Origin of the sequence: Rickettsia endosymbiont of Oedothorax gibbosus, assembly GCF_936269705.1 — a bacterium.
In the GTDB taxonomy this organism is placed as follows: domain Bacteria; phylum Pseudomonadota; class Alphaproteobacteria; order Rickettsiales; family Rickettsiaceae; genus Tisiphia.
The window spans coordinates 347,659-368,573 of record NZ_OW370493.1; the positions used below are offsets into that span (position 1 = coordinate 347,659).

Sequence of the window (20,915 nt, forward strand, 5' to 3'; positions counted from 1 at the left end):
GAGCATTGAGCGACGACGTCACCAACTCCTCATCAATTGACTATAGTAAAAAAGATCATGCGTAAGGTGAGTTTAGGAGTAGATAGCTTCCGCAATATTTCAAATAAAAAAGTATTAGGGGAATTTTACAGTTAGTAATATAATCATCTTTATACTAAATAAATTTATACAAAGATCAATGACTATTTTTTTGATAATCATTATTGTTCTAATGATAGGATGTTCCGCACTACTCTCAGCCACTGAAACGGCTATAACCGCCTCTTCTCCTGGGAAAATACAAAAATTTAAGGCAGAAGGTATTAAACGTGCCACGATTGTATTACAAGTTCTAAAGGAAAAAGAAAAAGTAATTGGTACATTACTAATTGCCAACACCTTATTTAATACTGTCTGTACTACGATTGCTACCAGTATGTTTATCGATTGGCTAGGTGATAATGGTACTGTCGCAGCTTCAGCGGTTATGGCTTTCTTGATAATTATTTTTGGTGAAATCATACCAAAAGCTATTGCTGTAACAAAAGCAGAACAGTTAGCGTTATTCACTTCTCCAGCCATTATATATCTTTTAAACATTTTGAGACCAATTAACTATATCTTTGAATTGATAGTTAAAGGGTTTTGTTTTATTTTTCGTATTAATCTGCAACAAAATATCTCAGGAACAGAAGAAGTTAGGGGAGTTATTGAGCATTATCATCAAGAAGGTAATGTTTATAAATCTGACCGTGATATGTTAGGCGGTATATTAGATATTAGGAGAATGACAGTATCTGAAATTATGATACACCGAAGTAATGTCGTAGCCATCAATATAGATTTGCCTAAAGAGGAGATAGTAAGGAAAGCATTATTGTCCAGCCCTCATACAAGAATACCATTATGGAAAGACACTCAGGACAACATAATTGGTGTACTTCACATACGAGATATGCTCCGAGCTCTTTATGAAAAAAATAATGATGTAAAAAAAATTAATATCGAGAAATTGATAAGTCAGCCTTGGTTTATACCTGATAATGCTTTGGTCACTCATCAACTTCATGCTTTTAGAGAAAGAAAAAACCATTTTGCTTGTGTTGTTAACGAATATGGTGATTTACAAGGTATTATTACTTTAGAAGACATTTTAGAAGAAATTGTTGGTCCTATTATCGATGAACATGATTATCCTATTGACACAATTGTAAAGAAATCTGAAGTGGAGTTTATTATTGACGGATCTGTAACTATAAGAGATGTAAATAGAGAACTAAATTGGAATTTACCTGATTATAATGCAAATACCATAGCCGGCTTAATTATCCATGAACTTGAGCGTATTCCTAATCAAGGAGAATCTATAAAAATATTTAATTTAAGTATTACTATTAGCAAAAAAGTAGGCAATAGGCTTGATAGCATAAAAGTTATTGTTTTACCAAATAAAGAATCTGAAAGTGATTAGTAATTTTGGTAATTATTTACAAATATTGGCAATGCTGTTCAGTATACTAGCAGTTATTACCGCTTCATATCGTGCAGGTACTTTATTTTTTTACTTTAGCTGGCTGTCCACATTACTATCTTTTTTGTTATTAGTGTGTGGATTTATTATATCGGATTTTTCTATACATAATGTTTTTCTAAATTCTAGTACATTAAAGCCGCTAGGATTTAAAATCGCGGCTAGTTGGGCGAGTCATGAGGGGTCTATCCTGTTGTGGCTGTGTTTATTGCAAACTATAGGCGTTATTTATATTGCACTATTTAATAGCCGTCCAGCTCGAGTCTACCACATAATTGTACTAGCACTAATACAAATATTGTTCAATAGCTTCATTTATTTTACCTCCAACCCATTTGACAGCCTATCATTCCGTCCCACTCAGGGTCTCGGCTTAAACCCTATGCTTCAAGATATTGCCCTAATAATACATCCACCTATATTATATCTAGGTTCGGTCTGTTATGTCGCCCCTTTTACATCGGCTTGCGTTATGTTGCTTACCTCTAACTTAGACTCGGCTAATCTTAGAGCTATTAAAATATTTAGCAATTTAGGAATAATTTTTTTAACCTTAGGAATAGCCCTAGGATCATGGTGGGCTTATAGAGAACTCGGCTGGGGTGGCTTTTGGTTTTTTGATCCAGTAGAAAATATTTCCCTACTACCATGGTTGTCAGCTATCTCTCTACATCACTCAATCTTGGTAACAATCAAATCTGAACGAATGAAAAATTGGACGATAACCTTATCAATCATCACTTTCTTACTGGTAGTTTTGAGTACGTTCTTGGTACGCTCAGGGCTAATCACCTCAATTCACTCTTTTGCCTCATCAGCTGAGCGGGCAATCTATATGCTGGCAATATTTGCTATTATTGCTATATCAAGCTTAGTTCTACTACTAGTAAAAGGGCAAAATATCACTCAACCTGATTCGATAGGATTAGACAGACACCAATTTAAGCACAAGCTTATTGTTTGGGGAAGTATATTTTTCTTAACGGCTTTAGTAGTATTACTATGTTCCACCATTTACCCCGTAGTTTATTCTTTATTATATCAAGAATCTGTTACCATTAGTGAAAGATTTTTTATCAATAATTTTATAATTTTTATCATCCCAACGGTTCTACTAGCTGGTATCGCTCAAAGAAATCATAATGGATTGCTTCGTTGGCTTACACCTCCTCGCAATGACACCAGTTTACTACTCATTTTAGTTTGTTCTTTTGCAATAACGTTTATCAGCTCATACCAAATTCAGTATGGTTTTATTTCAGCATGTGCTGTGATATTTTCTCTTTTTCTAATAATACAAAATTGTTACTATGTATTAACAAAGAGCAATTTTTTTAGAACCAAACTAAAAGCCAATATTGCCATGATTTTAGGACATTTAGGCTTTGGCTTACTTGTTTTAACTATTACTGTTAATTCATTATTACAAAGTGAAGTAGATTTTATAGGCAAAGTTGGAGACAAGGTACTAGCCAAGGGATTTGAAGTTACTTTAAAAGATATTAGAGTATCATCAGCCCAAAACTATTATCGGCAAATTGCTGAATTTTGGATTCAGGATCAACAAAATAATATCACTATATTAAAGCCTGAAAATAGATTTTATATAATAGAAAAACAACTATCCCAAGAAAGTAATATATATTCTTATTTAACTTATGATCTTTACGCGGTGTTAAGTAAAATTGATGATGATGTAATTCATGCAAAAATATATTACAAACCGATGATGAGTCTTATCTGGCTATCTATTATGCTTACAGTCGGAGGATTGTTAATCGGATTATTTAATAAACTTAGTATATATAGTGAATTAACTTGAATTGGCAACATTATAAATCCGATTAGTATTTAGCCTCAACGTCATGGCTCAGAGCCACTTTAGTGGGAACGAAGTAATCCAAAAAAACGATTAAAATTGATTGCTTCGTCGATCTTACGGTCTCCTCGCAATGACGCTTGGCGATCAGATTTTTTTATTCATCACAAGAAAATAGCAAAAAAATCGTGAACTCTCACATCTAAACTACAACTGTAATACTAGGACTAACCTGTTGCATTTGTTCTATAACATTAACCTGCCCTCTGAGAAAAAAGGATATTGTGCAAGTATCTAGGCTCTGTGAACAAAATTTAAATTACTAGATTTCGACTCTTTTTAGCTGCAAATTATAAGATTTTTTTGAAATAGAACTAACTGTTCCGGCAAAAATCTTATTAATTTTCGCTTAAAAATACTCAAAATCTAAACAATTAAAATTTTGTTCACAGAGCCTAGCCTGGATATTGCATGAAGGTGGTATTTATAAAAATAAAATGGCAATATCGCTTATAAGTGGTCATGGATATGTTTTGGACTTTGGACAAATTACCATTAGATTTGGAGATAAAATTTGTCCCAATAAAAGAAACTTGCATTAAGCAAATATTGGTATGTAGGTGATACATTATATGGAACTGAACAATGTAGGATTTCCGCTGGTAAGCAGGGTAATTTAGTACATATTTTTAGAATTAATAGCACACGTAACTTTTATTCCATACCTACTCCAATAGACTCAAACATATTGAAAAAAGGGCGTAAAACTGAATTTGGCAATAAAATACGTCAATTCGGGATAAGGATATTGTGAACATGTAGATTAAAATCAAATTTTGTTGAAGGTTTATTTTTCTTTAATGAGTAAGCAACAAGAGTAGATAATATATGGACAAAGGCATTTATTGGTGATCTATGTCTAGTATGTTCAAGGTTCATTTTATTTTTTAGATAATCAAAAACTGTTTCAATTAAGTTACGCTTTCGAAGTAAGATTTTTTCTTTCAAATCCATTAATTTATTTTCCATATTCTTCTTAATTCCATGAATCATTTTTAAGCCTCTTTCATATAAATTTAAGAACAAATTTTGCTTAATATAACCTTTATCAGCTGCTATAATTCCAGTTAATCTTTTTGTTAACTCCGGTACTGGAACCCTATCATCTACATTGCCTTTGGTCACTTTTAATGCCATAAACTCCCCTTTATTATTGATTATTACATGTAATTTAAAACCATAAAAATACCCCATAGAGGATTTACTATGTTTGGCTAATCCTTTAAAAACTTTATTGCTATAACGCCTTTTATTGTGACAAGCTTTAATCGTTGTAGAGTCAATAAAATAAATACCTGTTTCCTCACCAAACAACAAATGAATCAACATATTTAGCGGTATGAATAATCGTGCCATTAATTCAACAAATCTATTATAACTCAAGGCTTTGGGAAAATCATCCTTATGCATGCACTCTATATAACTTTTATAGAAAAATTTAAAATTCTTAGCATAGGATGTATGAAACATAATTATTATTGTTAACATTTCACTTAGACTCATGCTACAACAGCGATTTCTTTGCTTATTTGATGGTAATAACTTTCTCTGTTCATACTCCAAATAAATTTTACAAAAATCATCTATAAAACTATATAATTCTGTGATATCTTTTTTCATGCCTGTAGTTTGTTTTTTTGTTTAAAAATATAAATACTGCAGGCACTCCTTTTTGACAATCCTTTTATCTATTACTATTTCATCTATATCTTATCCCGAACTGACGTAAAATGCATTTGAGTGACGTAAAAACTCATAGAGCTTGCGATCGATATGAAGAGAAAACTTGGATAAATTCTAAAGGTAAAGAATATACTGTACAGATAAGGTGCTGGGATAATATGTTAATACGTGGATCAAGAAAATATCATTCATCCGCACATCCGATGAATTTAATTCAAATTATACTAACCTCAGTTTGATGTAAGAGGAAGGTTGAGATTGTTTAATTTTCCAAAAGCTACAGAAATTTTATTAGGCTTAAAAACATAGGCAAGCAGTCCAGCTAATACGTTAGTTTGAAAATTTATAACAGATCTGTGCCTTGTATGGTCTATATGACAAAGGTTTTTTAGTTGATCGTTAATGGTTTCAATAATATACCTTTTATTTAAAAACCGCTTTTTAATAGGATCTATTATTCTTTCTTTCATATTACTTTTAATTTTTGTTATTAGTTCTAAAGCTTGATTAGCAAGGGATTGAGTGAGTTTTTTACTGATATACCCACGATCACCAAAAAGCCAGCCTTGTAATTTATCTACTAAATTTTCTACCACTGCTCTATCATCAACATTTCCTGGAGTTAAAGAAAAACTCATAATCTCTCCGCAACTGTTAATGACAATATGTAGCTTACAACCAAAGAACCACCCAGTGGAAGTCTTACCTCTTTTTGCTATGTCTTTGAATACTTTATGTCTATTAATTCTTAAATTATGGCAAGCAGGAAGTTTAGTAGAGTCGATATAATATTGACCAGTTTGTTTTCCTGATAGGCTTTTTAGCAGTAATACCATGGGCATGAAGCTCATTGGCATTAACTGAACAAAACGACTATAGCTCACAAGTTTTGGAAATTCCTTTCTATAACTTTGACATAGGCAGCATAAATAAAAATCTTTAAAGGTACGGTAGTGACTCAAGTGAAACATTACTATAATAGTAATAATCTCTGAGAGTCCTATATATAGTACCCTACAATTTTGAGAAGATGAAGAAGAATGGTTGATTTAGAGTGGTGTGAAGTAGTATAAGGTAGGTATTTTTATAACAAAATGCATAATATAATACTTCAAGAATTGATTTTATATATAGACGGAAATAAATCAAGATTAAAATGTTTGGTTGGTATGGTAATTAGTTTGCTGACGGGCAGCTCAATTTATCAAAAAGGTTTAGCACTTGGTATTTTAGGTGATGCTAAAGCGACGTCAAAAACTCATAGAATTTATCGTTTTTTAAAAGATTTTAATTTTGATTATATGAAGGTTGGCTATTTGCTATTAAGCTTTTTTGCTTCAAAAAATTATGTCGTAGCAATGGATAGGACAAGTTGGAAATTTGGTAAATCCGATATTAATATTTTATTTTTAGTAATGGTAATTGGTAAAATATCGGTGCCAATATTCTGGAAGACTTTGTCGCATGGTGGCGGGTGTTCTGCAGAATTTATGAAGGAATTTTTACAGAAATTTATTAATAATTTTGGCGTTGAAAGAATAAAATATTTGCTTGCTGATAGAGAATTTATGAATAAAGAATGGTTAGACTTTCTGATAAATAACCATCTAATACCAATTGCAATAATTAACACGGTGTGTTTATCCAGTCTCTATACATAATTGATTTTACTAAATCTACATTATGAGCAAATTGATTCCAAGCGTAACAAGCCATAGTGACGATATCTTCATATACACCATAACATTGGTTAGACAAGAAATGATTTTTGATCCATTCCCAAACTTGTTCCATTGCATTAAGTTCCGGTGCATAGGGCGGAAGCGGTATCAAAGTGATATTGCTTGGCACAGTTAGTTTTTTGGCTGTGTGCCAACCTGCATTATCCGTTAGTAAAGCTATATGTCGGTTGCCTTGAATACTGCGAGAAAGCTCTTCTAAGAATTTATTCATTGCCTGTGTGTTTGCATATGGTAAAATTAATGCAAAAGCTTCTCCTGTATCATGGCAAGCAGCTCCATAAATATATGTTGAAATGAATTGCTGTTGCCGAACTTTACGGGGTCTAGTGCCACGCTTAGCCCATATACGAGTTAAGCTACCTTGTTGCCCAACTCGAGTTTCATCCTGAGACCATATATCAACTTTACATCTATCGATATTTTTTGGTAATAATTTTGTTAACATGTCTGGGAAGTTTTTTTATATGTATTTTGAGTCTCTTGATTTGACTTTGGATGCATTGAACGAGAAGTAATCCAGCTAAAACCAAGGCGGTGCATAGTATTGTAGACTGTTTTTAAAGCGCATTTAGCACCATATTCCTCAAGTAACATGATATGTAGCTCCTTTCCAGTTATATACCCACCAGTTTTACTTTCACTGAGCGTATTGATTTTATCAAAAAGAGCAGACTCTTGTATAGTGTTAATCTTCCTAGGGGCGCCGCTTCTTTGTGATTCAAATAATCCTTCAAAACCATGATTCCTAAATCTTCTGAGCCATGATTGCACAGTTTTCCAGTGTGACTTCACTATTTCAGATATGGCTTTTAAAGATTTGCCTAATTGAAGGTGATACATCGCCAATAAACGTATACGATTTCGACCATGCGGCTCATGTTTCATCATTTTTATAAAATCATGACCATGAAAACCTTGTGGTAATATTAACCTAGCCATTTGAGTACCTTTATCAGTTAAAAACCCATTTTACACCACTGCGTTAATTATTGCAATTGGTATAAAGTTTGTTATTCCATTAAAAATGGATCATAAAATTCGTCTTACAAAAGGTTTAAGAACTTTAACCATTGAAAGAATATTTAGTGATGTTAAAGCCTTAGAGTATAGGGCTTGTAGTGGTATATTATGGAATAGAAAGGTTAATTTTACCGCATATAGAAATGATAAGAGCGAGCTGATGGTTCTGGTGTCTTCAATTGAAATAGAGCAAGATATTTTTGCTTTATATAAATTTCGTTGGAGTGTTGAACGACTATTTTTGCACCTAAAAAGCGGTGGTTTTGATATTGAAAAAAGTCACATTGTAAAATTGGATAGATTTGAAAAATTATTAGTGATAACTGCTATTGCTTCAGCTTTAATAGTCAAAAATGGAATAATACAAAATGCCTTAAATCCCATCCGAATAAAACGGTACAAAACCATTGAAAGACAATTGTTTTCATTATTTACCTATGGCTTTGATCATATCAAAAATGCTTTTTATCAATCTACAACAGCCATAACGCAGCTAATATCCACATTATTAATACCTCCCAAACAAAAACTTTTTTCTATCCTAATACCATCTTTACAAAAATTGTAGGGTACTATGGTCCTATACTGCAAACTACTTTACGCTTACGGTTAGGATTTGGTAATATATATTTATTTTGCTCCGTATCAAAATGCTTGCAAAAATCATCAATTAAGCAGAAAATCTCCGTAAGAGGGATCATAATATATTCTCCAATTTTGTTGTTATTATTCGAGAACTTTATAATCCCTCCCTTCTTACTTTTCAAATATTCTTTCTCCTAACACACTAGTTTGAAAGAAGGTTTTATTTTTACCATAGCTCACCACCAACAGTTTGTTTATGTTATTACATAATGCTTAGCATTTTGTTTGGTGCTTACGTCAAACTCAGGTTAAAATATTACAAGAATATGGATTAGATAAAAAGGTTATCATATTAAAATCGAAGGAGTAGGTTTTAGTTCCAAACAGGATGTCCCAACTATTCATTCTGAATTGGCGTGCTTGATAGCAGAGCTATGGAAAAATCATAATCTACTAGTTTCTAATGAAGCGGGGCATTCTATCGAGCAATTATTGTTTCAAACTCGTAAAGACCTTGCAATAATACCGCCAATGCCAGAAATCAAAGAAGAGAATGTAGGGATAATTGGTCAAATGGTTTTATGGACTCAGGATGTATGGGATCATTTATCGCACTAAATAACGCCAAAGTTTGTCGGTACCTTTGCTAATGCCAATTCTAGGGGTAGTAATAAATTGAGGAGTATCACCTACGTCAATAACACAAAAGGATTGATTGCTAGTCATATCCTGACCATTTTGGGTTTTATTAATTCCAAGGGTACGACATAATTTACCAGGCCCATCAAGTAAAACTGCTGAAGGTTTGTATTGATATACTCCTCTAATTAATACAGCAGCTGGAAACCCTGGTTTTTCTGTCACTATATTTAAACAATAATACATACCATAAATTAAATATACATAAGCATTACCTGCAGAACCATACATAAGCTTTGTACGAGGTGTTATCCCCCTGGCTGCGTGGCAAGCAGGATCATCTTCTCCAACATAAGCTTCTGTTTCAATAATTCGTGCTTCTATATTACCAAAACACAGAACCTTGCCAAGTAGTTCCTGTGATACAATAAGCGTATCTCTTTCATAGAATGATTTTGGAACTATTGTAGACATCTTAGCCTTTGCAAAAAAGAAGAAGACCCATTATAACATTTCTTATTTAGATTACGAACCAAAAAGAGGCAATCATTTGAGTATACACGGTAATGATATTAAAGATCATGATAATTCATCAATTTTGCAGATCGATAAGAATTTAGATTTTTATCGATATAAAATTACTATTGAATATTTAGGAACTGCTTTTGTTGGCTGGCAGAAGCAGAAAGGTGCTTTATCTATTCAACAAACACTGGAAGACGGTATCCATAAATTTACTGGTGAAATAGTAGCGGTTCATGGAGCTGGCAGGACTGATGCAGGGGTTCATGCTTTAGGGCAAGTAGCACATTTCGATTTAGTGAAATATATGTGTCCTTATAAAGTTATGCAGGCTATCAACTATTTTGTGAGAGATTATAATATAGCGGTAGTTGATTGTGTTCTAGTAGACAAAGATTTTCATGCAAGATTTTCTGCTTTAGAACGTCATTATGTCTATAGAATTATCAATAGACCTAGCCAAGTTATAATAGATTTAAATCGTGCTTGGTGGATAAAACAACCTCTTGATGTTGAAGCAATGAGACGCGAGGCTTCCTACCTCATAGGACATCATGATTTTAGCTCATTTAGAGGCAAATTTTGCCAAGCAAAGTCACCTATAAAAACCTTATCCGAATTAATTATTACCCAAAAAAATAAAAAAATAAAAATATATTTTTCTGCTCGATCTTTTTTACATAATATGGTTCGAAATATTGTTGGTAGTTTAGTATTAGTTGGACGAAATATATGGCAAGAAGGTGATATCCAAAGAGTTCTGGATGCAAAAAAAAGAGAAATAGCGGGAGCAAAGGCTCCGGCATGTGGGCTGTATTTCCTTAGAGTTGACTATTAACTTATAAGTATGCACCCTAAGCGTCATTGCGAGACCACGCAAGTAGGTCATGGCAATCCATTATTCTTAGATTGCTTCTTGGCTTACGCCTTCTCGCAATGACATCTTATACTTTAACTTTTTTTCCGTGAGACCCTTACTATTATTGGGTCTTTACTTCTACTTGTACAACTTTCTTAATGTTGTTATCGAAATATAAGAGTAAATCAAATTTATCACCAACTTTTAGTGTGGTTTTTAAATCCAAAAGCATAATATGCATACCGCCTGGCTGTAAAATAGCACTAGTTTTCGCTGGAATAACTAGCTTATCTAGTTGTACCATTTTGCTAACACCTTTTTCGTCAACAAAACTTTTATGCAATTCAACCTTGTTAGCTACCTCGGAAGAAACATTTACTAAATTATAATTTGTATCAGAATTATTAACTATCTCAAGATATATTGCAGAATTATTACGTTTGCCAATAGCAGTTGATATGGAAGGTCTTGCCCAAGCGTTTCGTGTGTCAATGGAAGCAGCTAATATCGTCGTATTATCCGGATTATTGTTATTTGGAGCGGCAGCAAAGCAGACTGACAGGCTAAAACATAGGCTGGCAACAATGATGGCTATTATATTCTTAAGTATCATATTATCCTCATAAATTAAGTTACTCGAGTCATTAATTATAGTATACACTATATTATACATACACTAAGTATATTTAGTATATAATTCTAATTTTGGTTTATTTTAATAAATTTTTGTTTAACAGGATCCCAATTATAGTGAACATTTACTGTTTTAATTTCCGTGACTGTAATGTCTCCATTAGATAACTGTGCAACATCAAAACCTTTTTGGATAGATTCAGTAATTAGAGTCGTTGATTGACAAATATATCTAACATTAAAAAAAGGATTATTATCAGTATCTAATGAATTGGTAGCTTTCTTAGTTAGGCTATTCAAAATAGGTATGTTTTTTTCTTTCATTCTAGATAACTTCAGATATTCTGTACTGTTTTATAGCAGTTTTGTAATAAAGTGGCAAGGTTTGTTATTAGGTTAATTTTAGTATAATTAGTTTTTTTATAATGAGGTGTGTGTAGTGCTAGGAAATATTGATTTTTCAAACTCGTCAATAAGGCTATTTTTCTATTTCTTAAAGAAAAGAAAAATTAAACTAATCGTTTTAGGTTTGTTATGCATAATGTTGGGAATGATACCTACTATTGATGGTGTATTGCTCCAAAAGATTATAAATTTGCTAGAGTCTTTTTCTGATGAAGAAGCTAAATATTTACCTTCCTCTATGATGTATTGGGCAATAATATATGCAGTTTGGTGGATGGGTGTCAATGTTATATGGCGGGTTTATGATTATGTTTATCTAAAAACAATACCCTATATCAAAGGACAGATACTAGATGAGATGTATAATTATACTCAGTATCATAACCATAAATTCTTTCAAGAAAACCTGGCTGGTTATATTACCAATCGTATTACTGAAGCTTCTAGGTCTTTCGAAATGGTTCTATCGTTATTTGGTGAAAAAATTATATATAAGTTAGCTGTAATTGTCTTCTCTCTAGTAGCCATGTACTCGGTTCATCAAATATTTTTCACTATATTCCTGATATTTATTTGTCTTTTTATAGGGATTACTGTTATTTGTTCAAGTACAGTAAATAAATATTCAGTAAATTATGCCCGAAGTAAATCAATAGTTGCCGGTAAGATTGTGGATTTGATAGCCAATATTAGTACAGTACGGATGTTTACTTCTCATAAATTTGAACGTCAAAATCTAGAAGCAAGAATAGATAATGTGATAGTCAATGAACAAATTATGCAGTTTTTCATGTGGAAACTACGTAACGTACTAGGAATAATCTGTGCTATAATGATTTTTATCATGATTTATTATTTGGCACAGCTTCGTAGTCAAATGCAAATAACTATAGGAGATTGTGTCTTGATACTTACTCTGTGTATGGCTGTTACTACTGAAATTTGGGATTTAACGCAGGAAATAGGGGATATGTTTGAAGAATTTGGTTCTTTTCATCAAACTTTATCATTGATGAAACCTCATATTATAAAAGATATTGACAATCCCCATCTTCTAAGGGTTGCAAAAGGTGAGATAGCATTTAAAAATGTTAGTTTTAAATATTACCATAATAATAATTTATTTGAGAATAAATCTATTACAATTTTGAGTCAACAAAAGGTCGGATTAGTAGGATTTTCTGGCTCAGGAAAAACAACTTTTATCAATCTTATTACACGGTTGCATGATATAGACCAAGGAGAAATTTTAATTGATGGGCAAAATATTAGATATGTAACTCAAGACTCTTTGCGAGATAATATTAGTATAATACCACAAGAACCAATCCTATTTCATAGGACAATTATCGATAATATTAGATATGGAAAAAAAGATGCTAGCTTAGAAGAAGTAATAGAGGCGGCAAAAGCAGCTCATATACATCAAGTTATTGCTGCCATGCCGGAAGGGTACCAAAGCTTATGTGGTGAAAGGGGTAATAATTTGTCAGGTGGTCAAAGACAGAGGATAGTAATCGCCCGGGCAATATTAAAGAATGCTCCAATATTAATCCTTGATGAAGCAACAAGCAGTTTAGATAGTGAGACTGAGAGCTTAATACAAGATTCTCTATCTTACTTAATGCAAAATAAAACTGTATTAGTTATAGCTCATAGATTATCGACTTTGTTGAATATGGATAAACTTCTAGTTTTTGATGCGGGTAGTATAGTCGAAGATGGATCGCATGAGGAATTATTGAAAAACAGTAAATTGTACAAAAAGTTATGGAAGTCACAAGCGAAAGGTTTGATAATTTAAATTTCTAAAACTCGATAATCAAGTTTTTTGCAGAGCTATATTTAAACGCAAAATTTGTCATATATGGACGAGTGAATTTGTCAACAAAGAAAATAAAAAAATAGAGCCACAAAGGAAGCGGTCATATATTCGGCATCGAGTCTGTCCTATAGTTTGTGTAAGTTGCAAAGAAAGCAGTAAGAGATTACTGTAAAAAAAGTAACTTAAGCAAGCAAGGAGGAATTATGGCTAAAAAATTAGATACAGATAAAGATACATTAAACATCAGTAATCAGCTAGTAGAAGAATTATTATCAAAAGCAGATCCATCGGAGTTATTTGGTCGAGATGGTTTATTTCAACAGCTAAAGAAGCAAATAGTTGAGAAAATATTAGCAAGTGAGTTGGATCATGAATTAGGATATTCAAAACATAGCAAGATGCCAAAAGTAGATATATAATGGTTCCAATATTTTGGACAGAAAAATAAGAAAAATGAGATAGAATTCTTTAGCAAACAAGGAGAGCTAGAGATGAAAAAACAAGTAAGGCAATATAGTGCTGAGGAGAAAGCCAAAATTGTCATAGAAGCAATTAAGGGAGAGCTAACAATAGCCCAGATAACCAGTAAGTATGGTGTTCATGCAACACAGATCAGTAACTGGAAAAAACAAGGTCTTGAGTTGTTAGTACAAGGTTTTAAGAATAAAACACAGAGTGCTGATCCAAATCAGCAGGGGTTAATCAAGAATCTATATGAGCAAATTGGTCAGTTAAGCGTTGAGTGTGACTGGCTCAAAAAAAAATCTGCATTGTTTGGAATTAAAGGTTAGGTGTAATATGATAGAGCCTAATCATAATAAGTTAACAATTGTACAACAGTGTAAGTTATTGGATATTAGCAGGTCAACCTATTACTATCAACCTACTGGTATTAGTGAACAAGATATCAAGATTATGGCAATAATTGATGAGACCTATACTATGCATCCATATTATGGTATGCGGCGGATGGCTAAATATTTACAAGCCCAAGGTTTTTCGGTAGGTCGTAAAGCTGTTAGACGTTACTACAAGATAATGGGTCTTGAAGCTGTTTATCCTAAAATAAATTTAAGCAAGAGGAATCAAGCGCATAAAATATATCCTTATTTACTAAAAGGATTAGAAATAGTATTGCCAAACCAGGTTTGGAGTGCAGATATAACGTATATAAGACTGAGCCAAGGGTTCGTATATTTAGTAGCTATTATTGACTGGTATAGTCGTTATATTCTAAGTTGGCGAATCTCCATTAGTTTGGAAAGTGAATTTTGTGTAACAGCCCTTGAAGACGCTATAGAAAAATATGGTATGCCAAAAATATTTAATACTGATCAAGGAGTACAATTTACCTCGGAGAATTTTATTAGTATGCTAAAGCTACATAATATCTTGATTAGTATGGATGGTAAGGGACGAGCCTTAGATAATATTTTTATTGAACGTTTTTGGCGATCATTAAAACAGGAAAAAATTTATCGGATTATTTTAACAACAGTAAAGGAGGCAAAGACAGCAATTAACGAATATATGGACTTTTATAATAGACAAAGGATGCATCAAGCTTTGGATTATAAAACTCCAGAATGTGTATATTTTGAAAAAAATATTGTATAAAAACAACAATTTAATTTTTGTGAATTATATCTCTATTTATCTAAATTTTTGTCTAGACAAAGGGGACCACCTTAGTGACTGGCTCAAAAAAAATCTGCATTGTTTGGAATTAAAGGTTAGGTGTAATATGATAGAGCCTAATCATAATAAGTTAACAATTGTACAACAGTGTAAGTTATTGGATATTAGCAGGTCAACCTATTACTATCAACCTACTGGTATTAGTGAACAAGATATCAAGATTATGGCAATAATTGATGAGACCTATATTATGCATCCATATTATGGTATGCGGCGGATGGCTAAATATTTACAAGCCCAAGGTTTTTCGGTAGGTCGTAAAGCTGTTAGACGTTACTACAAGATAATGGGTCTTGAAGCTGTTTATCCTAAAATAAATTTAAGCAAGAGGAATCAAGTGCATAAAATATATCCTTATTTACTAAAAGGATTAGAAATAGTATTGCCAAACCAGGTTTGGAGTGCAGATATAACGTATATAAGACTGAGCCAAGGGTTCGTATATTTAGTAGCTATTATTGACTGGTATAGTCGTTATATTCTAAGTTGGCGAATCTCCATTAGTTTGGAAAGTGAATTTTGTGTAACAGCCCTTGAAGACGCTATAGAAAAATATGGTATGCCAAAAATATTTAATACTGATCAAGGAGTACAATTTACCTCGGAGAATTTTATTAGTATGCTAAAGCTACATAATATCTTGATTAGTATGGATGGTAAGGGACGAGCCTTAGATAATATTTTTATTGAACGTTTTTGGCGATCATTAAAACAGGAAAAAATTTATCGGATTATTTTAACAACAGTAAAGGATTCGGATTATTTTAACAACAGTAAAGGAGGCAAAGACAGCAATTAACGAATATATGGACTTTTATAATAGACAAAGGATGCATCAAGCTTTGGATTATAAAACTCCAGAATGTGTATATTTTGAAAAAAATATTGTATAAAAACAACAATTTAATTTTTGTGAATTATATCTCTATTTATCTAAATTTTTGTCTAGACAAAGGGGACCACCTTACTGTATCTATGTAAAATCTAGAGACAATCACATAGTAATAAATAAAGCAGTATATTTAGCACTTGCTGTAAATATAGAAGGGAAAAAGGAGTTACTTGGCATTTGGATAGGCAAAAATGAAGGTGCTAAATTTTGGATGCAAGTAGTTACTGAGTTAAAGAATCGAGGAATTGAACAAATTTATGTTGCTTGTGTGGATGGTTTAAAGGGCTTTCCAGAAGCTATAAGCAGTGTATTCCCGAGTACTATAGTACAATTATGTATTGTACATATGGTTCGCAATTCAGTAAAGTATGTGTCATATAAAGATTTAAAAGAGGTCACATCAGATCTAAAACAAATTTATACAGCTAATAATGACGAAATGGCACGTTTAAAACTTCAGCAATTTGGTGTAAAATGGGATAAAAAATATCCGGTAATTTCTGATATTTGGCAACGTAATTGGTCTGGGATAATACCGTTTTTTGCCTTTCCTGAAGAGAACAGAAAGGTAATTTATACTACTAACACTATAGAATCTGTAAATCGTCAAATTAGAAAAATTATCAAAAATAAGGGGGTGTTTCCAGATGATAAGTCAATTCAAAAAATAATATTTTTATCCCTACAAAATGCAGCCAAAAAATGGACCATGCCTATTAAAGATTGGTCTTTAGCTTTAAATCAATTTGAAATACTTTGTGGAGATTTTAAATATGATTTATTGGAAAATAAAAAATGAACTTACACAAATTAAATGATTGACTCGTTTCTGCATTCTTATAAATATCCTTGAGTGACCTCTCATTCCCACGGCTTCTAGAGCCTCGACATAATTACGGATTTTATTCAGAATACTTATTCATTAACTCTTTAACTTTCGTTCTCTTTATTGTTACTATTCTTTACTCGCAATATTTATCAATTACCAATTTTTATTTAGTTGACATAGTTTCTTCTTTTTTCTCAACTAAACTAATTTGCAACATATTCGCTACCATTGGTGACTACTGCATAAGCAATCCTTGCTAACTTATTTGCTAAACCAACACATATAATATTATATGATTTATTTTCAGCAAATTTCTTCACTGCCCACTGCACTAGTTTATCTTTCGATTCCTTACCACTTTTTGCTCTTATTGCTATTGTCCTTGCGGCTTGAATCAACATAGTTCTGGCATATCTATCTCCCTGTTTGGTAATCCCTCCTAAAACTATCTTATCTCCTGAGCTATGTTGCTTTGGTACCAAACCAAGCGAAGCAGCAAAATCCCTCGGGGTTGGATAACTTTCCATTGGGGCTACACTCAAACAACTAGCATTGATTGCTCCAATGCCAAAAATTGTCTGCAACCTAGTAGCTTTCTCACTTTGCTTATTATTGCTGATAATCAGCTTTTCTAAAGTTTTCTCTTTGTCACATAAATCCTCAATTTCTTTACATTCTAAAAGTAAAATTGACCGTATCCCAGAATTTATATAACCTTTACTATACGCTAACTCTACCTCCAGCCTACATGATTTGCAAAATTTATTTTTACTTAATTTTGTATTATAGCCATATTCACATAAACTTGATATTGTAGAATTAGTTTTTTGCACACGATCTCTGATCGTATTACTTCTAATTTTATGCAAAAATTTTATATCTTGTTCCTCTTTGCTTTTTGGCAGCACAGTTTTTAATTCTGGATCACGAGCCGCTTTGCATATTGCTAACGCATCGTTATAATCATTTTTCTGTTTCGATGTAGCATAAACTTTTACATCTTTTGTTTTCATTAGTTTGACTTGCAAACCAAGCTTAGCAATTTCCTGTGACCAATAATTAGCTCCTCCACATGCTTCCATAGCTACCAATGAACTTTTATCGAGATTGCTTAAATAGGCTATCAACTCATCTCTTGTAACTTTTTGATAACCTATTTTTTTGCCATTTTGATCGACTTGCACCAAGTGCATACTATTTTTTGCTAAATCTATTCCTATTATAGTATTTTTTATGCTATTATTTATCATGGTATGGACCTATTAATTAAATTATTATTTAATTTGGAGCAGCTGAAAACTATTTTTCAGCTGACTCCGTACAAGTAAAGCATATTTCGCTTCACTCGTCCATACCATCATTCCTGCTTCGGTGCGGAATCTATAATACCTCAGGGTATTTTTAGATCCCTGCTTTCGCAGGGATGACAACCATTGTCCTATATTTTATTCAAATCTGCAAAAAAACTTGATTATCGAGTAAAAGAATCTTAAGTTACGTTAAATAAATTTTTTGGGAAAATAATAGGTTTCTTTGTAGAACACCCGATAGAATTATTTTTGATCCATTCTTCGTCCAGAAAGTTCATAACTAACGACTCATCCGATATCTGATTTAGTCTATTTTTCATTAATTCTTGTACTATTAACTTCTGTATTTTAGGATCTAGCATATATTGTTTAGATTCCAGCTTAGGTTCTTGAATTAATTGAAATATAGCTTGTATAATCCCACCTAATAACAATCCACGAGTAAGTTGTATATCTTGAGCTGGCACAGATTCGCCAGAATTATCTAGATTTATCGGATATCCGCCTCTATATATTTTAATTATACCATTATCTAAAGGTAAACATAAATTACTTAGTACATCTGAGATCATATTGGGATAATTATTTTGAATGATTTTAAGTAACGATTGAAACTCAATATCTTGTGATGAGCAGCTGATTAAATTTTTGATTCCTTGTATCTCATTTATATTAATAGAAATACTAATATCTTCACCCGTACAACCAAAAATATAATCTGCTTCCTGAAATATCAATTGAGTACTATTAGCAACCTTAACGGAATTTATGAAATTACATTTTTCTTTGATCTTATCATAAACTATTACTTTATGATTAAACGATAGAAGTTTCTGAACAACAGCCTTTCCTATTACTCCAAGCCCGACTACTCCTGACGTAAGACCACTACTGCGTAGTGACAAGAATTTATCAAGTTTGATTTCAACAGCCCTTGCAATCATTGGAGATTCTAATAATTGTTTTGCAGCAGAAAAAGCAACATTAATTACGGGTACGGTAATGTTAGTTTTTTTAATGTGAGCTATGCCTGAAGATGTTTGTTCTACAGCAAAAATTGTATAATTATCACTTAAAAATTTTGGAATATTTGTTATACACTTACTACCGTCATCAAGGATAATAATATTATTAGATTTTGTATTAAGTAAGGTATTGCTAACTTTATTCCACATATTAGCTATATCTCTATTAAAGCAATCATTAAAATTACCCAATTGCTGGGGTTGGGTGCAATGATAGTGTACTACTCCTAGTTTTATAATTTGCTCTACCACCTTTGGGCAAGTTGAATATATTTTACCCATTATATGAATGTTGCTTGGCTTGGCACCGAGCATGATAAGAGATTTTATTAGGTCAATTGTTGTAAATAGAAGATGCTGTATACAAACAAATGTTACATCTGTTAAATTGATATCCTTACAAACCTTTAATCTATCTACTATAGTTTGCAAGACTGGTAATATTTTTTGTTTATGCTCAGTATTACTCATAACACCTTACGTTAAGTTTGTAGTATATATAGCGATACAACCATTGAAAAAGCTAGATGAAGAACAAAATAATCTTTTATCTTCATTAGAAGCAGATTCTAAAAATCTAGAGTCTGCTTTTGGTATAGTTCTGCTAGGTAATATTTGACCAAAGGGATCATTATTAGAATGAAATAGCTCAAAATTTATGTTTTTAAGTGAATTAGTATTCAAAGTATCAATCTGATGGATAATATTTATTAATATATTTAATAATTTTTTTATTTCTCTTTGATCTTCAATTATACTGGGAGGATTTTTTAAATAGGGTGAACTATCACGTAAATTAGGATAGCTAAGGGAATAATAAACTCTACTTTCTTTTGTAAGCTTTGTTGGTTGCATAATAGTTGGTATATAATCTTTTAAACGATAATCATCCTTATATACTTGTTGTATTAAACTCATTGGTAGTGCTGTATCATTGGCAGTTGGTTTAAATGCGATACCTAAACCTTTAGCAATCAAAATCAAATGTTTTATAGTATCAATTAAGTAGGGTCTTGGTTTTAAATTACGTTTACTAATGGCATGTATAAAAAAGGACCATAACAAACTGAATTCCGTAAAATCCTCTAATAACTGAAATTGTTGCCAACATTTACTAACTAAGTATTTATATAATTCAACATATGCATCATTATTTTTATCTAAAAACCACCCACTTGAGAATACCAAGACTGTATTATACCAGAATTTTGTATTGCAGTTATATTTGTGAATATCTACAAATGTTTGCCAATGATCTGTAATATTACAAGGAACATGAATATCTTTACCTAATTTTTTTTTGATTCTAGTATGACTGATCATGTCAGAAATGCTTGGAATCATAAATGTCGAACGTGCTCCAGCTGATATATTCCAAATAGGAGTATTTAACGAAGAGTGTTGGGATCCTAGACCTAATAGATTCATTAATTCAAATAAACCAAACATTTCCCCTATATTAAGAAAGTTAAGTGAGATTACTCTATTTTGTGCTTCAACAAATACTTCACTAGCCTTATCAATAATAAGGGATAAGGGGATGTGGCTATACCCTAGATTTGTTTTTAAAATCGGTGGAATGCACTTATCTTCTATAGAGATTGTTTTACCATCTAAAGTTGGTAAGTAAAATTCTCTTTTATCAACAATAAATGCACCATAAGGATAGTACATTTTGAATAAAGGATATTCCGCATCTTTATTAATATTATCGCATTTCTCTGCTAATGTAGGATTGCACCTATGTACCACATCTCTAACTTCTTTCCATTTTACTTGCTCAATATTTAATTGAATATCTTGATCAAGAGTATTAAACATATTCATTACTTAAATAACCTGAGTTTGACGTAAGCACC

At 32.1% G+C, this 20,915-nt stretch carries 22 protein-coding genes and 2 pseudogenes; 13 read left to right on the forward strand and 11 right to left on the reverse strand.

Features of this window, described 5'->3' with window-relative positions:
• The first annotated feature begins 178 nt into the window (after window positions 1-178).
• Both NBW66_RS01890 and NBW66_RS01895 read left to right on the forward strand, forming a co-directional pair.
• Window positions 179-1,450, forward strand: coding sequence for an HlyC/CorC family transporter (locus NBW66_RS01890; RefSeq protein WP_250311585.1), 1,272 nt, complete (start codon window positions 179-181; stop codon window positions 1,448-1,450).
• 31 nt (window positions 1,451-1,481) lie between these two features.
• Entirely contained in the window at window positions 1,482-3,332 is a 1,851-nt protein-coding gene (locus NBW66_RS01895) for a heme lyase CcmF/NrfE family subunit (RefSeq protein WP_410525844.1), read from the forward strand.
• A gap of 786 nt (window positions 3,333-4,118) precedes the next feature.
• On the opposite strand, the gene NBW66_RS01900 is transcribed toward NBW66_RS01895, so the two are convergent.
• Together NBW66_RS01900 and NBW66_RS01905 are read right to left on the reverse strand one after the other, a co-directional pair.
• On the reverse strand, window positions 4,119-5,009 hold the full coding sequence (locus tag NBW66_RS01900) for an IS982 family transposase (protein WP_250310582.1): 891 nt from the start codon (window positions 5,007-5,009) through the stop codon (window positions 4,119-4,121).
• A gap of 293 nt (window positions 5,010-5,302) precedes the next feature.
• A pseudogene (locus NBW66_RS01905) lies at window positions 5,303-6,085 on the reverse strand (IS982 family transposase); the annotation flags it as partial.
• Between the two features lie 81 nt (window positions 6,086-6,166).
• On the opposite strand from NBW66_RS01905, the gene NBW66_RS01910 reads away from it, so the two are divergent.
• Window positions 6,167-6,733 (forward strand): hypothetical protein, encoded by a 567-nt coding sequence (locus NBW66_RS01910; RefSeq protein ID WP_250311586.1) that lies wholly within the window; start codon window positions 6,167-6,169, stop codon window positions 6,731-6,733.
• On the opposite strand, the gene NBW66_RS01915 is transcribed toward NBW66_RS01910, so the two are convergent.
• Together NBW66_RS01915 and NBW66_RS01920 are read right to left on the reverse strand one after the other, a co-directional pair.
• Window positions 6,699-7,259, reverse strand: coding sequence for an IS630 family transposase (locus tag NBW66_RS01915; RefSeq protein WP_250310543.1), 561 nt, complete (start codon window positions 7,257-7,259; stop codon window positions 6,699-6,701). The two genes, NBW66_RS01910 and NBW66_RS01915, sit on opposite strands and share 35 nt — an antisense overlap.
• A complete protein-coding gene (locus tag NBW66_RS01920) occupies window positions 7,253-7,753 on the reverse strand; it encodes a helix-turn-helix domain-containing protein (RefSeq protein WP_250310542.1) in 501 nt (166 codons plus the stop codon). The genes NBW66_RS01915 and NBW66_RS01920 overlap by 7 nt, the downstream gene beginning before the upstream one ends.
• Before the next feature lie 61 nt (window positions 7,754-7,814).
• Here NBW66_RS01920 and NBW66_RS01925 point away from each other — a divergent pair, with 61 nt between their 5' ends.
• Window positions 7,815-8,402, forward strand: a complete 588-nt coding sequence (locus NBW66_RS01925) for a transposase (protein ID WP_348539303.1) — start codon at window positions 7,815-7,817, stop codon at window positions 8,400-8,402.
• 10 nt (window positions 8,403-8,412) lie between these two features.
• Here NBW66_RS01925 and NBW66_RS14385 read toward each other — a convergent pair.
• Window positions 8,413-8,535, reverse strand: a pseudogene (locus tag NBW66_RS14385) (IS982 family transposase); the annotation flags it as partial.
• A gap of 304 nt (window positions 8,536-8,839) precedes the next feature.
• Between NBW66_RS14385 and NBW66_RS01930 the strand changes: the two are divergent.
• The gene (locus NBW66_RS01930; protein ID WP_250311588.1) at window positions 8,840-9,037 is read left to right on the forward strand and encodes a hypothetical protein; all 198 of its coding nucleotides are present in this window, start codon (window positions 8,840-8,842) and stop codon (window positions 9,035-9,037) included.
• On the opposite strand, the gene NBW66_RS01935 is transcribed toward NBW66_RS01930, so the two are convergent.
• Window positions 9,026-9,532, reverse strand: a complete 507-nt coding sequence (locus NBW66_RS01935) for a DNA-3-methyladenine glycosylase (protein ID WP_250311589.1) — start codon at window positions 9,530-9,532, stop codon at window positions 9,026-9,028. The genes NBW66_RS01930 and NBW66_RS01935 overlap by 12 nt on opposite strands.
• A gap of 130 nt (window positions 9,533-9,662) precedes the next feature.
• Here NBW66_RS01935 and truA point away from each other — a divergent pair, with 130 nt between their 5' ends.
• Window positions 9,663-10,418 carry a tRNA pseudouridine(38-40) synthase TruA gene (gene truA, locus NBW66_RS01940; RefSeq protein WP_250312232.1) on the forward strand — a complete coding sequence of 252 codons (756 nt, stop codon included), beginning with the start codon at window positions 9,663-9,665 and terminating at the stop codon, window positions 10,416-10,418.
• A 142-nt stretch (window positions 10,419-10,560) separates the two neighbouring features.
• Here the strand turns inward: truA and NBW66_RS01945 are convergent, their stop codons facing one another.
• Both NBW66_RS01945 and NBW66_RS01950 read right to left on the reverse strand, forming a co-directional pair.
• Complete coding sequence (locus tag NBW66_RS01945) at window positions 10,561-11,052, reverse strand: copper chaperone PCu(A)C (RefSeq protein ID WP_250311590.1); 492 nt, start codon at window positions 11,050-11,052, stop codon at window positions 10,561-10,563.
• A gap of 86 nt (window positions 11,053-11,138) precedes the next feature.
• Window positions 11,139-11,396: a DUF2671 domain-containing protein gene (locus tag NBW66_RS01950; protein WP_250311591.1), complete on the reverse strand. Its 258-nt coding sequence runs from the start codon at window positions 11,394-11,396 to the stop codon at window positions 11,139-11,141.
• 115 nt (window positions 11,397-11,511) lie between these two features.
• On the opposite strand from NBW66_RS01950, the gene NBW66_RS01955 reads away from it, so the two are divergent.
• The 7 genes from NBW66_RS01955 (at window position 11,512) to NBW66_RS01980 (ending at window position 16,691) form a co-directional block, all read left to right on the forward strand.
• On the forward strand, window positions 11,512-13,281 hold the full coding sequence (locus NBW66_RS01955) for an ABC transporter ATP-binding protein (RefSeq protein ID WP_284346713.1): 1,770 nt from the start codon (window positions 11,512-11,514) through the stop codon (window positions 13,279-13,281).
• Between the two features lie 224 nt (window positions 13,282-13,505).
• On the forward strand, window positions 13,506-13,721 hold the full coding sequence (locus tag NBW66_RS01960; RefSeq protein ID WP_250311592.1) for a transposase: 216 nt from the start codon (window positions 13,506-13,508) through the stop codon (window positions 13,719-13,721).
• A 72-nt stretch (window positions 13,722-13,793) separates the two neighbouring features.
• Window positions 13,794-14,093: a transposase gene (locus NBW66_RS01965; protein WP_094649795.1), complete on the forward strand. Its 300-nt coding sequence runs from the start codon at window positions 13,794-13,796 to the stop codon at window positions 14,091-14,093.
• A gap of 7 nt (window positions 14,094-14,100) precedes the next feature.
• Complete coding sequence (locus tag NBW66_RS01970) at window positions 14,101-14,919, forward strand: IS3 family transposase (protein ID WP_250310664.1); 819 nt, start codon at window positions 14,101-14,103, stop codon at window positions 14,917-14,919.
• A 19-nt stretch (window positions 14,920-14,938) separates the two neighbouring features.
• Entirely contained in the window at window positions 14,939-15,799 is an 861-nt protein-coding gene (locus NBW66_RS01975) for an IS3 family transposase (RefSeq protein WP_284346714.1), read from the forward strand.
• A gap of 7 nt (window positions 15,800-15,806) precedes the next feature.
• Window positions 15,807-15,893 carry a hypothetical protein gene (locus tag NBW66_RS14865; protein ID WP_410525845.1) on the forward strand — a complete coding sequence of 29 codons (87 nt, stop codon included), beginning with the start codon at window positions 15,807-15,809 and terminating at the stop codon, window positions 15,891-15,893.
• A gap of 48 nt (window positions 15,894-15,941) precedes the next feature.
• Entirely contained in the window at window positions 15,942-16,691 is a 750-nt protein-coding gene (locus tag NBW66_RS01980; RefSeq protein ID WP_250311594.1) for an IS256 family transposase, read from the forward strand.
• A gap of 233 nt (window positions 16,692-16,924) precedes the next feature.
• On the opposite strand, the gene NBW66_RS01985 is transcribed toward NBW66_RS01980, so the two are convergent.
• From NBW66_RS01985 to NBW66_RS01995, 3 genes are all read right to left on the reverse strand, one after another.
• Entirely contained in the window at window positions 16,925-17,971 is a 1,047-nt protein-coding gene (locus NBW66_RS01985; RefSeq protein ID WP_250310795.1) for an IS110 family RNA-guided transposase, read from the reverse strand.
• 239 nt (window positions 17,972-18,210) lie between these two features.
• Window positions 18,211-19,527, reverse strand: coding sequence for an NAD(P)-dependent oxidoreductase (locus NBW66_RS01990; protein WP_250311595.1), 1,317 nt, complete (start codon window positions 19,525-19,527; stop codon window positions 18,211-18,213).
• Window positions 19,528-19,533: 6 nt separating this feature from the next.
• Complete coding sequence (locus NBW66_RS01995) at window positions 19,534-20,883, reverse strand: hypothetical protein (RefSeq protein WP_250311596.1); 1,350 nt, start codon at window positions 20,881-20,883, stop codon at window positions 19,534-19,536.
• Window positions 20,884-20,915: the final 32 nt, after the last annotated feature.

Bases quoted from the DNA above. Each gene is read 5' to 3' on its own strand.
- NBW66_RS01890 (WP_250311585.1), top strand. From the start codon at position 179: ATGACTATTTTTTTGATAATCATTATTGTTCTAATGATAGGATGTTCC.
- NBW66_RS01895 (WP_410525844.1), top strand. From the start codon at position 1,482: ATGCTGTTCAGTATACTAGCAGTTATTACCGCTTCATATCGTGCAGGT.
- NBW66_RS01900 (WP_250310582.1), bottom strand. From the start codon at position 5,009: ATGAAAAAAGATATCACAGAATTATATAGTTTTATAGATGATTTTTGT.
- NBW66_RS01910 (WP_250311586.1), top strand. From the start codon at position 6,167: ATGCATAATATAATACTTCAAGAATTGATTTTATATATAGACGGAAAT.
- NBW66_RS01915 (WP_250310543.1), bottom strand. From the start codon at position 7,259: ATGTTAACAAAATTATTACCAAAAAATATCGATAGATGTAAAGTTGAT.
- NBW66_RS01920 (WP_250310542.1), bottom strand. From the start codon at position 7,753: ATGGCTAGGTTAATATTACCACAAGGTTTTCATGGTCATGATTTTATA.
- NBW66_RS01935 (WP_250311589.1), bottom strand. From the start codon at position 9,532: ATGTCTACAATAGTTCCAAAATCATTCTATGAAAGAGATACGCTTATT.
- NBW66_RS01945 (WP_250311590.1), bottom strand. From the start codon at position 11,052: ATGATACTTAAGAATATAATAGCCATCATTGTTGCCAGCCTATGTTTT.
- NBW66_RS01950 (WP_250311591.1), bottom strand. From the start codon at position 11,396: ATGAAAGAAAAAAACATACCTATTTTGAATAGCCTAACTAAGAAAGCT.
- NBW66_RS01960 (WP_250311592.1), top strand. From the start codon at position 13,506: ATGGCTAAAAAATTAGATACAGATAAAGATACATTAAACATCAGTAAT.
- NBW66_RS01965 (WP_094649795.1), top strand. From the start codon at position 13,794: ATGAAAAAACAAGTAAGGCAATATAGTGCTGAGGAGAAAGCCAAAATT.
- NBW66_RS01970 (WP_250310664.1), top strand. From the start codon at position 14,101: ATGATAGAGCCTAATCATAATAAGTTAACAATTGTACAACAGTGTAAG.
- NBW66_RS14865 (WP_410525845.1), top strand. From the start codon at position 15,807: ATGGACTTTTATAATAGACAAAGGATGCATCAAGCTTTGGATTATAAA.
- NBW66_RS01985 (WP_250310795.1), bottom strand. From the start codon at position 17,971: ATGATAAATAATAGCATAAAAAATACTATAATAGGAATAGATTTAGCA.
- NBW66_RS01990 (WP_250311595.1), bottom strand. From the start codon at position 19,527: ATGAGTAATACTGAGCATAAACAAAAAATATTACCAGTCTTGCAAACT.
- NBW66_RS01995 (WP_250311596.1), bottom strand. From the start codon at position 20,883: ATGAATATGTTTAATACTCTTGATCAAGATATTCAATTAAATATTGAG.